Source organism: Burkholderia sp. MSh2 (assembly GCF_000731655.1).
GTDB lineage: Bacteria > Pseudomonadota > Gammaproteobacteria > Burkholderiales > Burkholderiaceae > Burkholderia > Burkholderia paludis.
In genome coordinates this window covers 35292-51136 of the sequence record NZ_JPGM01000029.1, presented here as the reverse complement: position 1 = coordinate 51136, position 15845 = coordinate 35292, and the positions used below count along the sequence as shown (strand labels likewise).

10 protein-coding genes are annotated in these 15845 nt (G+C 66.7%); 2 read left to right on the top strand and 8 right to left on the bottom strand.

Going from position 1 to position 15845, the window contains the following annotated elements; genetic code table 11:
* Positions 1–2: 2 nt before the first annotated feature.
* The 7 genes from GQ57_RS19010 to GQ57_RS18980 form a co-directional block, all read right to left on the bottom strand.
* Complete coding sequence (locus GQ57_RS19010; protein WP_081896706.1) at positions 3–4271, bottom strand: RHS repeat-associated core domain-containing protein; 4269 nt, start codon at positions 4269–4271, stop codon at positions 3–5.
* The gene (locus GQ57_RS19005; RefSeq protein WP_034198716.1) at positions 4268–4726 is read right to left on the bottom strand and encodes a DcrB-related protein; all 459 of its coding nucleotides are present in this window, start codon (positions 4724–4726) and stop codon (positions 4268–4270) included. The genes GQ57_RS19010 and GQ57_RS19005 overlap by 4 nt, the downstream gene beginning before the upstream one ends.
* 16 nt (positions 4727–4742) lie before the next feature.
* The gene (locus tag GQ57_RS19000) at positions 4743–6881 is read right to left on the bottom strand and encodes a type VI secretion system Vgr family protein (protein WP_031402824.1); all 2139 of its coding nucleotides are present in this window, start codon (positions 6879–6881) and stop codon (positions 4743–4745) included.
* A gap of 133 nt (positions 6882–7014) precedes the next feature.
* Entirely contained in the window at positions 7015–8823 is a 1809-nt protein-coding gene (tssF, locus tag GQ57_RS18995; RefSeq protein WP_235215098.1) for a type VI secretion system baseplate subunit TssF, read from the bottom strand.
* Between the two features lie 381 nt (positions 8824–9204).
* Positions 9205–9714, bottom strand: coding sequence for an OmpA family protein (locus GQ57_RS18990; RefSeq protein WP_034198714.1), 510 nt, complete (start codon positions 9712–9714; stop codon positions 9205–9207).
* A gap of 85 nt (positions 9715–9799) precedes the next feature.
* Entirely contained in the window at positions 9800–11065 is a 1266-nt protein-coding gene (locus GQ57_RS18985; RefSeq protein ID WP_442856740.1) for a diguanylate cyclase domain-containing protein, read from the bottom strand.
* Entirely contained in the window at positions 11065–11778 is a 714-nt protein-coding gene (locus GQ57_RS18980) for a YfiR family protein (RefSeq protein WP_034198713.1), read from the bottom strand. Before GQ57_RS18980 ends, GQ57_RS18985 begins: the two co-directional genes overlap by 1 nt.
* A 437-nt stretch (positions 11779–12215) precedes the next feature.
* On the opposite strand from GQ57_RS18980, the gene GQ57_RS18975 reads away from it, so the two are divergent.
* Together GQ57_RS18975 and GQ57_RS18970 are read left to right on the top strand one after the other, a co-directional pair.
* Positions 12216–13619 carry a hypothetical protein gene (locus tag GQ57_RS18975; protein WP_034198779.1) on the top strand — a complete coding sequence of 468 codons (1404 nt, stop codon included), beginning with the start codon at positions 12216–12218 and terminating at the stop codon, positions 13617–13619.
* A 149-nt stretch (positions 13620–13768) separates the two neighbouring features.
* Complete coding sequence (locus tag GQ57_RS18970; protein WP_034198712.1) at positions 13769–15010, top strand: NAD(P)/FAD-dependent oxidoreductase; 1242 nt, start codon at positions 13769–13771, stop codon at positions 15008–15010.
* A 23-nt stretch (positions 15011–15033) separates the two neighbouring features.
* Here GQ57_RS18970 and GQ57_RS18965 read toward each other — a convergent pair whose 3' ends face one another.
* Positions 15034–15801, bottom strand: coding sequence for a FadR/GntR family transcriptional regulator (locus GQ57_RS18965; protein WP_034198711.1), 768 nt, complete (start codon positions 15799–15801; stop codon positions 15034–15036).
* Positions 15802–15845 lie beyond the last annotated feature (44 nt).

Below are 15845 nucleotides of genomic sequence, written 5' to 3'. Positions count from 1 at the left end.
AATTATCTCCGCTGCACTATCTCTGGATTTGAGAGTGGGACGTCGCCCTTTACGGTAAGCTCTTCCGTGCCGTAGCGTGGATTTTTTACCCACTCAAGTTTACTATTTGGCACATCAATCTCAACATAATCTCGCCCTCTGCCTTGCTTGATTTGGTATTTTGTCTCAGCATCAAGCTGACTCAGTGGCTTTCGGTTGGCCGGTTCAACATAGACGCGATTGTTGTCGTGCGCCTTAATTACACCGCTTTCACGAATAGCATTAGATCCCTTTCGGTTTGTGTAGTGCCGAACCCGCGTTGTAGGCTCTTCTTCTGTCGGACCACATGCCAGCCCCCACGGATCAATCCAGGAGATCGGGTTGAGCGCATATTGATAGAGGTTCGTCCCCCCCATCAACCCGATTGGATCCGGATTGATAAAGCGCCCGATGTCCGGATCGTAGAATCGGAACGTGTTGTAGTGCAATCCCGTCTCGCGGTCCAGATACTGCCCCTGGAAACGCAGATTCTGTGGTCGCGGTACGTGTGTTGGCGTCGGCGCAACCACCGATACTTCGCCCCAAGTGGCTGTCGGCCGCTGCGGCACCTGCGCAACCCACTCCTCCTGCACCGCATTGCCCCAAACCTTGTAACGGGCCTGCCAGATCAACTCGCCGTCCGCGCTAGTCAGTTCCTCCGGCAACCCCGACACATCGTTGTGAAAATAGTAGACCGCATCCCTTGCATCGGCATCGTTAGCCGCCGGCTTGCCCTGATCGATCCGTGCGAGCGGAACGTAACTGTTGGACTCGTACAAGTACGTCAGCGCTTCCTCGCCCTGACGGTCGTGATACGTCTCCTGCACGAGCCGCATGCCGTCCCACAGGAAATCCGTACTCGCGTAACTGCCATTGAGCTTACGAATCCGCCGACCAAACGCGTCGTATTCGAAATGCGTCGTCCCGATACCCAGACGATCCTTCGTCACGACGGTCTTCAACTGGTTCCAATCGTCGTATTCAAGAACCAGTTCCTTGGCAGGCCCATGCCCACTCACCTTGCGAACCAGCCGACCATAAACGTCGTACTCGAAGCGCTTGTCCTCGAACATCTTGAGTCGGTTGTGCTCGACGTAGCCACCCGGGTGATCACTCGACACCAAGTTAGCCGCCGCATCCCAGCGAAACACTTCCGACGGCAATCCCGGCCCCGCCGCCTGTTCAATACGACCAGTCGGGTCATACCGATAGTTCGTCGTGCCATAACGCTGATCGCGCTTCTGGATCACATCGCCTGCTGCATCGTATTGCCACTGCTTAGCAAGCAGATCATCAGCCGCATGACCACGCTGCGCAGCGTGCCGCGCACGACGACCTACCGCGTCATATCCGAAATGACTGGTCAGTTTGCCCTGCGTTCGCAGCACCTCGCGATGCAGATCGTCGCGCTCGATGTCCGCGACCGCAGCGCCGTCAACGCGGATCTGGTGCACGTGTCCCGACCCGTAATGCAGCCAGTCGATCGTGCGCTCGCCGGAGATCGTGGTGCTGACGCGATTGCCGAGTTCATCGTAGGTATGCGCGAGCCAGCCGGTCGGCGTGTATTCCTCGACGACCTCACCACGCGCGCCGTACTTCAAGCTGACCCGATTCTTCAGCGACGGGCCGCGAGCAGCCAGCGTGTACAACTCGGCAGATGCGATTCGGCTCGCCTTGTCGTACAGATATTCACAACGCTCGTGCGCAGCTTGCTTCGCCGTCAGTCGACCGATCGCGTCGCGCTCGTATCGAGTCTCGATCTGCCCGTCCCGGACGCTCGTGCCTTGGCCGCACACGTCATATTCGTACGTACGCTTATGGCCATCGAGGCCGATCTGCGCAGCAACCAGATCGCGGCGGTCATACTGGAATCGATACGTCTCACGATTCTCGTTGGTCAAACTCGCCAACCGGAACGCGTCGTCGTACCCGAACCGCACGACGCGATCAGCCGCATCCGTGCGAGCTATCAGCAATCCACGCGGATTGAGTTCATAACGCGTGCTGCGCTGGTTCGCATCAACAACTTCAACGAGCCGCCCGGCCGCATCGTATCGAAACATCTGCCGCGCACCGTCAGCCGTTCCGATCCCCGTGACCCGCCCCATCGCATCCGTTTCATAAACGGTGGACTGGCCCATCGCGTCGGTCACGCGCGCGAGCGTACCCCGCGCATCGTATGCAAACCGCGTGACCTTGCCTGAACAATCCGTGTACGAGGTCAGTTGCGCGCGCCCGTTCCATTCGAGGAACTTGTAACCGCCACGCGCGTCGCGAATCGTGTGCACCAACCCGCGCTCGTCCCGGTAATACTCGGTCGCGAAGCCTGCCGGATCGCGCGTCATCGTCAGGTTGCCGCGATCGTCATACCGGTAGATCCAGCGCGCATTGGCCGGATCGGTTTCCGCGACAGGCAGATCGTAGTGCCCGTTCCACTCGGTGCGCTCGACCTGGCCCAGCGCATCGATGCGCTGCGTCTGACGCCCGCGCTCGTCATATTCGAAGCGGGTCGTGTTCCCTGCCGGGTCGGTCGTACTGACCAACTGCCGCATCGCGTTCCATTCGAACTGCCACACGTGGCCTTCGGCATCCGTATGACTCGTCGGCTGCTGATCCTCGTTCCACGTCCACTGCGTCACGCGGCCGATCTGGTCGGTGATCGTCACCGTGCGCCCAGCGAGGTCCGCATCGAACGTGTACGCTTCGCCGTCGTCGGTCCAGTGGCGCACGACACGCGCGTCGCGCCCGACACCCTCCCACGCATAGAAACACTGCAAGCCGCCGCGCAACGTGTGCTGAATCATCAGCCCACGCTCGTACGCGAAGCGTCGCGCGGTATGGCCGCTGCGATCGGTCACGGCCACCAACTCGCCGGCATCGTTGTACGCGTAACGCACCAGCGTATCGGGTTGCTCACCGTCCACACCGCGGGTCAACTCGATCGCGGCAATGCGTCGAGCGTGCGATTTATCGTAGACGAGCGTCAGCATGCGACCCGCGCTGTCATGCAGCCGCGCAGGCCGCACAACCTCATCGGCCGCTTCCTGCTCCACCTCGATCCAGTTGCCGTTGCGATCCTCGAGACGCCACAGCTTGAGCGCCTCGCTGTCCGCATCGCTACGAGCACGGCCGAAGTCGCGATACACACCATCGACCGTTTCGACCACATAGTGGCCACCCGCGGTGCAGATCAGATAAATGCCTTCGGGAACGCTGAAATGGCTCTCGCCGGGCGGCACTGCCGGGAACACGATGTCGCGCCCCTGCTCGTCCCAATACGTGATCGACGTAACCGCGCCATGCTCACGCGCCACCCGCAGCTCGACGCTGATCGGCACGCTCCATCCCGTCCCGAACAGGCTGTCGGCGCGATCGTCGAGGCTGCTATAGAAACGCTGCCACACGATCGGCAACGGCCCCGGCAGTACGAAGTCGGTATCGTCCGTTCCATCGAGAACCTTGCTGCCGGTAATGACGTTGACCGGATGCCCCGCCGACGGCTTCTTCGAACTCCCGAGCCAGGTACCAAACGCGCTCGCCAAAAAATTGATCGCGAGACACGGCACCTTGCTCTTCAGGAACTGCCCCCAGCCCATCTTCCCGCGCCCGCACACCGCGAGCGCGATACCGAGCGCCGCTCCGAGCCACCCGAGCCGGGTAGCCGACTTCACGTCCCGCACCCGCTGCGTACCGCCGCCGATGAAGACGTTGTCCGACCCTTCGGCAATCGTCCCGTCGCACGTCGTCTTGTCCCCGACCCGCGCGGCCGGCTGATCGTTGATATAAACGCTCCCCGACCCGTCGGCGATCATCTGCGGCCCGGGATGATCGGTACACGCAACGGTATCGAGATCGCCCGGCTTCGCCGCCCGCGCCGCCGCCTCGTTGTTGACGTAGACGTTCCCCGATCCGCTCGCGATCCTGCCTTTGATCACGGGCGGCACCATCGAATTGGCCAGTGCCTTCGCGCCGTCGTCGATGGCATCGTTCATGCCGCTCGCTTCCATCAGCGCGCCCGAGCCGACGGCCACCCCCACGCCGATCGCGATCACGAGCGGCGTCGCCAGCCCGGCCGTGCCGATCTCGAGCACGGCGAGGCCGGCGAACACGAGCCCCTCCATGGCCTCCGCCACCAACGTGCCGACGATGGCGCTGCCGACTACCGCCCCGACCGTGCCGACCAGCTCACCCAGGAGCGACGTGTGCTGGATCGGATCTTTGCAGCGAGCGGCCGCGAAGTTCTCCGCGCTCACGACGCATCACCCGGCCCGAGCAGGGTCGGTCGCGCCACGCGCGGCTGGAAACTGGCGAGCATCCGCTCGGCGATCGCCTGCTGCTCGTCGGTCAGCGGCGCCGCGCTGGTCAACGTCATCACCAGCACGCGGCCGGCGTCGTCCGACGGGAACATGGTCTGGACCTGATGCCAGAGCCGGCCGTCCCGCTCGTGCGTGGAATCGATCTGGACGCCCGCGCGCCCTGCGACGGTCACGGGCCGGCGCGCCTTCTCCGTAAGCATCTTTGCATCGCGCGACGCCACGTCCCATTCGCGCGCGACGAACGCGTCGAGATTCTCGCCGTCGCGCAGCCGCCCACGGGCAATCACGAGGTTGAGGCCGCCGGGGCCGGCGTTCATCACAAGAATGTTGACGGTGCGGTCGAGCGCCGCGTCCGGCAGTTCGAAGGTGCCTTCGTGGATTGCGTAGTGCATGGTTCGTCTTGTTCGCTTATTTGTTGAGATCGATGCGCTGGCCGTTGATCATCACGCCGTCGTCGGTCATCAGGATCACGGAGCCCTTGTGCTCGAGGCGAATGCCTTCCGGCGCGAGCGAGATCGAGCTGTCCTGCACCTTCAGCAGGATGCCGCGCTCGGCGACGTGAACCTGCGTGCCGCCGCCGCCGTCCTTGGCCGGCGTCAGCACCTCGACGGTGGTCGCGGTCGTGCTGCGCTTCTCGGCGATCGTCTCGGTCAGGTTGCCCTGCGGAATCTGCTTCTCTTCGCTGCCGGTGGCCACCAGCACGGTACGCAGCGGCCCGAGCACCTTGTGCGTCTCGTTGTTCTCGACGACGGTGTTCATGTCCTTCTGCGCGTGCATGAAGAATTCCTGCATGCCGTTCGTGTCGGTCATGCGGATCTCGTTCGACCCCTGCCCCTTGTGCGTCTGGCTCTTGATCCCCATCGTCTGGCCGGCCGTACCGTGGTACGGGTTGCCTTGCTCGCCGTTGTACACGCGGCCGACGATCACCGGGTTGTCCGGGTCGCCCTGGTTGAACGCGACGAGCACTTCCTGCTTGATCCGCGGAATCGCGGCCGCACCCCAGCCGTCGCCCGCCCACGGTTGCGACACGCGCACCCACATCGAATCGGAGCCGTCCTTCTTGCCGCGCCGGTCCCACGGGAAATGCACCTTCACCGCGCTGCCGTTGGTATAGATTTCCTCGCCCTTCGGCCCGACGACCATCGCCGACTGCGTGCCGTGAATCACCGGTTTCGGCGTGCCGCGCGGCGCGCGATACGGAACCTTCTTCGGCAGCAGCGCGAAGCTGTTGCGATAGGGCAGCTTCGCGCTGTGCTGCGTGTAATCGTTTACCGCCTCGTGACGCACTTGCAGGATCACGTATTCCTGGTTGTTCTCGAGCACCGGATGATTCGCCACGGTGACGGCGCCCGCCGTGGTCATGCGCCACGCGTAACCGCCGCCGGTATAACGGTGGGCCTGCGCCTCCTCGGCCTCCATCGCGAAGCGGGCGTAGCGGTTGCCGTCGTCGCCATGGTCGTACAGCGACTGGTGCTCGAAGCGCTCGGTCGCGTCGAGCCGCGCGTGCTTGAGGTTCTGCGGCCCCGCCTCCACCAGCATCAGCGGCGACGACGGGTTCTGGTGGTTGAAGTCGCGGAACGTGACCTTGCCGACGCCAAAGCGCCGGCCTTCGTGCAACTGGTCGATGCCGCTGTCCTCACTCGCCTCGGTCGCGGCGAACGGCACCGTCGCCAGCCCGTCGATCGGACGGAACAGCAGATTCGTATCGCCGATCACCAGGATGTGCTTGTCCTTCTCGTAGCGGTGCGTCCAGACGAGCCCCTCCTGCTCCATCAGCCGCGCGCAGAAGTTGTAGTAGCTCTCCTGGTACATCACGACGTACTCGAGCGGCTTCTCGCTCGTCCGGATGTCGAACACGAAATCGGAAAAGCCGTGTTCCTGGAAAATCTCGGTGAGGATGTCCTGCGCGGTCTTGTTCTGGAAGATCCGGCAGTCGGTCGAGCGGGTCAGGAACCAGAACCACGGCACGGCCGTCAGGTGGTACTGCGTGACGTTGCCGGGGTTGCCGGCCCGGTCGAACGAAGCGACATAGCCGTCGAAGTAGCGGTCGTTGTCGCCGGTGCCGGAGGCAACGACGCGTTCGAGCGTCGACAGGCGCGCCTGCTGGTCGAGCCGGATCTTGACCTGCTGGCCGATCAGGTCCTCGGGGCGCAGGTCGTGGCGATGCGACAGCAGGTCGAGGTGGATTTCCGGCAAGCGGTTCACGTACTCGTCGACGACGGCCGCGCTGACCAGCAGCACATCCGGGCCGAGCGGCGTATCGAGCGTCACGTAGCGGTTGAGCTGGGTCAGGCGCGCGGGGGTGGCAGCGCCGTTGATCGCCTCGGCGACCGCGCCGGGCGTCTTGTCCATCAGCGAAAAGCCGGTCTGCGCAAGCTGCATCGCGCGCTGGACGGTGTCGACGTGCCCGACCAGGCCGGCGAGCGGACCGATGCTACCGGCCACACTCGACGCAACCGTACCAGCCAGGCCGCCGAGCGCGCTCAGCGAGCCCAGCCCGCCACCGCCGAAACCAGTGGGAATACCGCCGTTCGGAGCGAAACTCATTCTTGTTCCTTGCGTGTGATCTCAGGTTCCGTGGGCCGTCTGGCTGGCCCGAAGCCCCGATAATGTAGGACAAATTCCGACAACGCGGAAGCCACCGGCAAACGTTTCCGTTCGCGCCCCCAAAATCGAAAAACTAGACCGGCGGCTGGACGCCGGGGCACGGTTCGCCGCGTCGCAGCAGCGCACCCGTATGCGCTGAAACCAGCACGACCTGCACGAAGCTTGTCGCCGGAACACAGGGTGCGAAAAACCGGTCCATCACGTGCGCGAATACGCCAAGACTGAATCCGGCGAAACGCTGCTCATCGACCACCAGCCGCACTTCGAGCCCCGGCACGAACGCCGACGCCGGCTTGCCGGGCAGCCAACGCCGGACGCGGGTGGTCGACAGCGAGACGAGCGCGTCGAAGCGCCGCCCGGCATCGACCGAGCCAGCAGCCCAGCGCGCGGCGAGCCGCCTGATCTGGGTCAGGCCGCCGCCGTCGAGCCGGATCGCCTGCGGCACGAGCAGCGACAGCACATCCCACAGCTCGCCGTAGCGGAAAGCCGGCGGCCGGCTCAGGGTCGGCCGGTTCACCAGCGCGATCGCCCCGGCCGAACCGCCCGAGGGCAGGACCAGCTCGCGCCCCTGCATCCCGGACAGATCGCCCTGGGTACAGGAAAGCCGGATCGCCAGCTTGCGCCGCCCGGGATCGGCAGGCCGGCCGTCGCGGTCGATCAGTGCCAGTTCGATGTCGCGGCGCCGCCCTGCCGTGTCGTCCGGAGACGGCGTCATGGCCGCCTTTGTGTCGCCCGGATCGACAGGCTTCTTCACGGCCCGCCCGGCCTCGTCGCGCAACACGGTCCAGAATGGCCCTCGATCAGCTCCCGTCCCGTGCCGCAATGACTCGAACGGCGGCAGGATCGACGCACCGGCGTCGGACATCTCGCGAACCGAGTCGACCGACCAGATGTTCGTCTGCGACCCGCCCTTCCGTGCCAGCGCCTTCACCGTGTAACAAGAACCACCGGGACAAGTCTCGATCGGCTCGGCATCGCTCGGGAAAAGATTGATCGCGGGCGTACAGAACAAGCGCACATGTTCGGCCATCGCGGCGGCCAGGTGCTGCGCCCGACGAGAATCCGGATGCACGCCCGCGATCGCCACGCGCAGCGCGACGCGACGGCTGCCGCCCGCGATCCGCTTGAGCGCTCGCATATCCAGTTCGACGAAATCGAAGCGCTCCGGGACGGCGCAGTACTCCATCAGCAGGTGAAACGGCCCGAGCGCATCGTCGCGCGGCATATCGAGCAGCGCATCGGCCGGCTCGACGCCGACCGCCTTGAATGGCGTGCCGGGAAGTCGCTTCCAGCACCCGGATTCGTCGGCCTCGGCGAAACCGCGCACGGCAAAAAGCAGGGCGGCGTCCATGAGCGCCGCGACGATTTCGCGCGCGCCGGTGAAATGCAGGCGCAACCTGTCCGGCACGATCGCGAACGTCGCGTCCGGCGAGGTCAGCTCGAACGTGATCGTCAACAGGCCGGTCGCGTCGGACGGCAGCGCCGCATCGCGCGGCGCGGTCGCCGACGTCGTGTAACCCACATCCGAAACGGCAAGCGGCACGATCGTGACTCCGTCCGTGATGCGGAATACTTCACGACCAGCCGGTGCGATCAGGTGCTCGCCACGGGAAACGACGCGTGGCCCGGTCTGATTGCCGGTCAGGTCGACATGAAATTGCGCGATCGCACAGGAAGGAAACGGGCGCAGGAATGCGCCGTGCAGCGTCTCGAGCAGGCTGTGCGTAAAAGCGGGCACATCGTCGTCGAGGCGGATATCGTGCAACGACGCCATCAATGCGAACGCCTGCAGCAGGCGTTCGACGTGCGGATCGTCGGAATGCTCGCCGGCGATCGCCAGTCGCGCGGCGATTCGGGGAAAGCGCGCCGCGAATGCCTGCATCGAACGACGCAGCAGCGCCATCTCGCGTTCGAAATACGGGAGCAGATCCTGGGGTTCGATGGCCATACACGTTCCGGACGCCGCTTCGCTCGCCCGATGGCGAGCCCGCGCTCAAATAAACAGACGGAACGATTCTATTCGGATAACTGAAAAAATCTTTTTGCATCCGGCGTGCCGTACCCGTTCGTCATCGACCGCTTCGGCCGACACTACGTCCCGCGCGCCATGAATGCAGGAGGCCGCTGCTTGCGAACCGACCTCCGGATATCGATATCGCAACGATGGCGAACCGTTACAACGAACTGCATCGCGACGTTCCGGGTTCCGTGTTGTCCGCCGGCAGCCGAGCGCCCGCAATCGGCGCGCCGCCCCGCGCGATACTCACCGCGGCGACACCACGATCGCCGCCCGCCGGTTCTGCGCCCGGCCCACCGGCGTCCGGTTGTCGCCCACCGGGTCGAGCTTCCCTTTCCCGACGACCGAGATCCGTTTCGCATCCAGTCCGATATCGACCAGCTCGATCGCCACCACCTCCGCCCGCCGCCGCGACAGCTCGACGTCGTAGTCGGCCGCGCCCTCTTCGTCCGAATAGCCGTAGACCCGCACCCCGTTGATCCCGGCCGAGTGGAGCGTCCGTCCGATCCGCTCGACGATCCGGCGCACATCGGGCTTGAGGTTGTAGCGGTCGAAATCGAACAGGATCGGCCCCGTCGAGCCGAACTCGAAACCCTGTTCGGTTTCCTGGAAACCGGCGGACTTGAGCACCGTGACCTGCGTCTGCGTCAGTCCGCGATGAAGCGGCGGCGTCTTGCAGCCGCCCAGCAGCATGCACAGCAGCAGCGTGCTCAAGACGCACGCACGCCCGATGCCCACAGGAAACGAGTGGTTCATGTCGCATCCCCTTCGAGTGCGCCCGCGCCGGGCGCGCTTGTTGTCATCGACGGCTGCGGCCTCGCCCGCAGCGCGAAGCAATCGGTCAAACCGGTCCCGCGACGCCTTCGGCCAGCTGCCAGGAGCCTGGCCGGGCGCGCTTGGCCCGGTACATCGCTGCATCCGCCGCGCGCAGCAAACCGCTCGCGTCCGACGCGTGGTCGGGATACAGCGCAACGCCGGCACTCATCATGGTGGCCACCATGCGGCCGTCGGACAGCTCGATCGACGGCGCCATGCCTGACAATATCTCGTCGGCGACCCGGCACACGCTGCCCGCTTCGCGCACCGCCGCCAGCATCACCGCAAATTCGTCGCCGCCGAGGCGAGCGACCAGATCGGTCTCGCGCACCTGCTTGCGCAGCCGCGACGCGACGCCGACCAGCACCGCGTCGCCGGCCTCGTGACCGAGACAATCGTTGATCTCCTTGAAGCGGTCGCAGTCGAGATACAGGATCGCGACCCGCTGCCCCGTCGCACTCGCATCGCCGAGCGCGCGCGTCAGGCGCGACTCGAACTGCACACGATTGGGCAGCCCCGTGAGCGCATCGTGCGTCGCCTGGTGTTCGAGCGACGCGTTTTCGTCGCGCAGCGTGTTCTGCCAGTCTTCGAATTCGTCGAGCAACGCGTTGAAGTCATCGCCGAGCTCGTTCAGTTCGGCGATCGCCGCCGGCTCCACGCGCCGCGCGAACGCCCGCTCGCGCCGCACCGCGTGCGCGACGCCGGCGAGCGCGCGCAGCGGCGCGACGATGTTGCGCAACAGGCGCTTCGAGCTCACATAGGCGCCGAACACGCTGACGGCCAGACAGCCGAGAATACCGCCGACGCCGCCCAGCAGGAAGCCGAAGAACTGGTGCCCGCGGCCGCGCACGACGACCTGCCCGACAACGATGCCGTCGTGCACGACCGGCACCGCCACGGGCCCGGGCAGCGCGAGGTCGGCAACGACGCGCTCGAGCCGCGCGACCCCGTTTCCGGCGGGCAGTTGCCACGTCGCGAACGACTGGCCCTTGCTGTCGGTCACCTCGACCTGCGCGACGTCCTCCTCGCTCGCGATCAGCCCGATCGCCTCGTTCGCCGCGACGCGATCGCCGAACACGAGCGCCGCCTCGACCGTATAGCCGAGCGAGCGGGCGAGCAGGTTCAGGTTGTTGCCGGCATACGCGCGCAACGCGATCACGGCGACGACGATCAACGACACGGCAGCCATCGCGATGGCGACGAATGCGAGACGCAGGTGCGCGCGGCGCAACACGCTTTGCAGCGTGGGGCGCGACATGCGCGACGGGGACACGTGGAGCAAGGGCCGCATCATGGTGCCCCCGGCCGTCGCGCGAGATTGAGCACGTTCGGATGCACGCGCACGCCGCTGCGCGCCACCGCATCGAGATTGATGTCGAACGACACCCGGTCGCCGTCGATATTGAGGCAGAACATGCCGCCCGCGGTGCACGACGGATCGTGTTCCGCGATCGTCAGGACCGGATGGCCGGCCAGCGCGGTTCGCACGCGCGTTCTCTCGTCGTTGTTCAAGGTGCCGAGATACACGACGTCGCATGCGATGCCGAGCGAAGGATCGTCGAAACGGACACGCTGCACGTCGACCAGCGTCGAGCCGGCCTGCAGCGTATCGGTCAGGCCGCGCGCGTAGTCGGGCCGGCCCGTGACGCACAGGTGCAGGCGAACGGGCGTGGTCGGCCAGCGCGTGAAGCTGACGATGCCGAGCACGACCTGACGCACGGCGGCATCGTGTGACGAAACGGCATGATCGGGAGCCGCCGCGGGATCGGCAGCGCTTGCGGCGGCGACGATGTGCATGGTGTCGGCCGGATCGTCCGCATCCGCGGGTACCCCCGCGAGCACGGCCGGCGCCGCACCCAGAACGCAAACGATTGCCAGCAGAGCGTGGCGCAGCGAAGCGGTACGGCCGGGCCGGCCCGTCTTGCGCGCGGCGATCGCCGCCGCGCCCGTTGGCGTCGTTACCGTCGCAAAACCGGCAGCCGCCGCGCATACTTTCGCATCCATGATGGCAACATCCGCTGGCGTCGCTCCGGCGCTGCCTCCCGCCCCCCTCCGTGCGCGAGCAGGCACCGTATCACGCGCACGATTGCTTCATCTTAGGTAAAAATCCGCGTGATCCACCAGTGGGAAACACCCGCTGGGAAGCGGGAGACAGTCTGCCGAATCCGGCAGGCTCGCAACGCCGCGCGTGAATCCGGCAATCGTCTTCGATTCAGCGCCGGCGCCGCGACATTGATCGGCGGATTGGCCGCGACGGGAGAACGTCCGGCACGCCGTTAGCAACCGAATAGCGACAACCCGACGCACACGACCGGGCATTCGCCTGAATGCAGACGGTCGCGCCGGATGAAGCGATCGCTGCCGGGCAGGACGCTCACGTAGAATGGCCGGCACCCGCGATTCTTCCGACGAAACCGCACACTCTTCCGCATCGCCTTCCGATGAACCTCATCCCCAAGATTTTCGGAGCGCGGCCGCTGTCCGTCGCGCCCGCGCATACGGTCTACCTGCAGCAAGGCCAGCCGATGCCGCTCGCCGCCGCGTTGCAGTCGGTCGCCGCGAGCCGCGACGTCGCGCTGCTCGCGCAGTTCATCGATCACTACTCGGGCTATGTACGCGAAGCGGCGATCGCCCGCGCGGTCGAGCTTGGCGACAGCGCACTGCTCGAACCGATTGCCGCACGCATCAACGACTGGGTGCCCGAAGTCCGGCGCGCCGCGACGAACGCACTCTCCACCCTGCTCGCGACCGTGCCGCCCGAATGCTTCGTCGCGCTGCTTCCCGCGTTGCGTCGGCTCACGTCGGCCACGCGCGACGATCACGGCCCCTGGCTGCATACCTTCGAACAGCGGCTGGTGCAGGCGGGCGGCGTCGCCACGATCGTCGACGCGATGCATGCGCCGGACTTCCGGCTCCGGCGCGCCGCCTGCGTCGTCGCATTCGCCCATCGGCTCCTGCCGGCGGCCGAACTGGTCACGTACGGCCTGACCTCGGGCGACATCGTGGTCGCCCGACGCGCGGTGGCCATGCTCGACGACGTGCCGGCAGGCGATCGCATGCGCTGCATCGATCTCGCGGCCGGCTGCCCGTTCGGCCCGGTCCGTCGCGCCGCGCTCGGTCACATGATCGACGCAGGCATCGACGACGGCACCGAGCCGTTTCTGTGGCGAGCGACGCTCGATTCGCAAGGCAGCGTGCGCGCCACCGCCGCCCGGTTGCTCGCCGAACTCGGCCGACAGGTGGCGGACCGCTGCATTGCGCTGCTCGATACGGGCACATTGCCCGGCACCCGGGTTCGAGCGGCGCTGTCGCTGCTCGCCGAACTGCGTGCGCCCGCCGCGACGGCAACGATCGAGCGCTTCTCGACGGATGCCCGCAGCCCGGTTCGCGCGCACGCACTCATGCTGCTTGCCCGGCTGTCGCCGGCCACCCGGGACGAGGTTGCCGCACGCGCGCTGCTGGACCCGGCCCGCAGGATTCGCAAGACCGCCGTGCGCCTGTGCGAGCAAGGCGCATTCGTCCCGCTCGCGCAGATCGAACAGGTGCTCGATCGGTACGGCGATCGCCATGCCGCACGTTCGATCTGCGCGCGGGATCAGTGGGACAGTCTCGTGTGCATCGTGCTGATTGCCGCGCGCAACGAGCCGTCGGACGATCCGGACGACGCACTGACGCGCGACCTGCAGGCGTGGCTGCGCAATCCCGTCGCGATGTGGACACGCCCCGGCGCGGCGCAGCGGGCGATCCTCGGCACGCCGGATGCGGCACGCCTGCTGGCGACGGTTGCACGCGATCATCGCGAGGCGCTGCGCAGCCGGCTCCTGGAACACGGAATCGAGATCTGACGCCCGAGCGGCCGGCGGCCCGCGACCGACGGCCGCCAACACGGCCCGCGCCGTCGCGAGTATGCTTGCAGTTCGAACAACGTCCCATTCGGGCGAAGCAACCGCCGCAATGTCGCGCTTGCCCGGCTAACCGTCACTCACCACCATCGATGGATTTCGACGTCATCGTTCTCGGCGCCGGCATCGTCGGCGTCTCCGTCGCGCTGCACCTGCAGGATCGCGGGCGCAAGGTCGCCCTCGTCGATCGCGGCGCGCCCGGCGAAGGCACGAGCTTCGGCAACGCGGGGCTGATCGAGCGCTCGTCGGTCGAACCCTATCCGTTCCCGCGCAGCCCGTTCACGCTGATGCGCTACGCGCTGAACCGCTCGACCGATCTCTACTGGCACAGCACGTCGCTGCCCGCATTCGCGCCGTGGCTCGCGCGCTTCTGGTGGGAATCGGCGCCGCTGCGTCACGCGGCGGCCTCGCGCGACATGCTGCCGCTGATCGAGCGCTGCATCGTCGAGCACGACGCGCTGATCGCGCGAGCCGGCGCCGGCGAACTCGTCCGCGCGAACGGCTGGCTGGAAGCGTTCCGCACGCCGGCCGCCTTCGAACGCGGCGTGGCCGAAGCCGGCCTCACCGCGCGCCGCCACGGGCTCGGCATCACGCCGCTCGATGCGGCCGCGCTGCTCGCGCACGAACCGAGCCTCGCCCCCGGCTTCTGCGGTGCGCTGCACTGGCTCGACCCGAAGAGCGTCGTCGATCCGTCCGCGCTCGTCAAAGCGTACGCGCAACTGTTCGTGCGGGGCGGCGGCACGCTGCTGACCGGCGACGCCGCAAGCCTCGACGCGCTGTCGCCCGGCTGGCAGGTCGGGACACAGGACGGCCCGGCCGCCGCGCCGGCCGTGGTCGTCGCGCTCGGCCCGTGGTCCGACACGGTGTTCGGCAAGTTCGGCTACAGGATCCCCTTGCGCGAGAAGCGCGGCTATCACATGCACTACGCGCCGTCGGCGCGCGGCGTGCCGTCGGCGCCGATCGTCGATCGCGAATACGGTTACGTGATCGCGCCGATGAAGCGCGGGCTGCGGCTGACGACCGGGGTCGAGATCGCGCGGCGCCGCGTACCGCCCACCGGCGTGCAGCTCGAGCGCGCGGAGCGCATCGCGCGGCCCGTGTTCGGCTTCGGCGAGCGGCTCGACCCGCAGCCGTGGCTCGGCTTCCGGCCGTGCACGCCCGACATGCGGCCGGTGATCGGCCCCGCGCCCGCGCATCGCGGGCTGTGGTTCGCGTTCGGGCATAACCACCACGGGCTGACGCTCGGCCCCGTCACCGGCCGCCTGCTGGCCGAGATGATGACGGGCGACGCGCCCTTCACCGATCCCGCACCGTATCGCGCCGACCGCTTCTGACTGCCCGATGCGTCAGCGCGCACTCAATCGAGCGCGCGCCCGAAGATGCGGATCACTTCGTCGAGATGGTCGGCCATCGCGCGGCGCGCGGCCTCCGGGTCGCGCGCGCGGATCGCGTCGAGGATCGCGCGGTGCTCCAGTTCCGACCGGTGCGGCATGTCGCTCGGCATGTACAGCGACTGCAGCCGCTGGAACATCAGGTCGTACTTGTGCGCGAGCAACTGCTTGATCATCAGCGCATACGCGGCGTTGTCGCTCGCTTCCGCGATGCGGATGTGAAACAGCCGGTCGCCCGGATGCGTGAGCGAACCGCTGCGGTTGTCGTCCTGGTTGCGCAGGAACGCTTCGTGTATCCCTTCGATCTGCTCGTCCGAGCCGTGCCTCGCCGCGAGCGACGCGGCTTCCGGCTCGATCAGCCGGCGCGCCTGCAGCAGCGCGAACGGCGGGATTTCGGTATCGAGATCGAGTGCGATGCCGAGTTCCGGATCGATCTCGACGCCCGTGAACGGCGCGGCCTTCGCGGCGGCTTCGGGCGCGGGCCGGGGCGCCGCGGCCGGTTCGGGGTGGCGCACCTTCACGCCGTCGCCGACGCGCACGCTGACGAGCCCGCTCACTTCGAGCGCGATCAGCGCCTCGCGCACCGACGTGCGCGACACGCCGAACCGCTCGGCCAGTTCGCGCTCGGGCGGCAGATAGCTGCCCGGCGGGAAATCGCCGGACTCGATCATCGCGCCGAGCTTGTCGGCGATCTGCTGGTAGAGGCGGCGGTTCTGAATCGGCTGGATGGACATACGTTGATGCAGGTGATCGGTTTCGTTGCGGACGGTCTGACGAA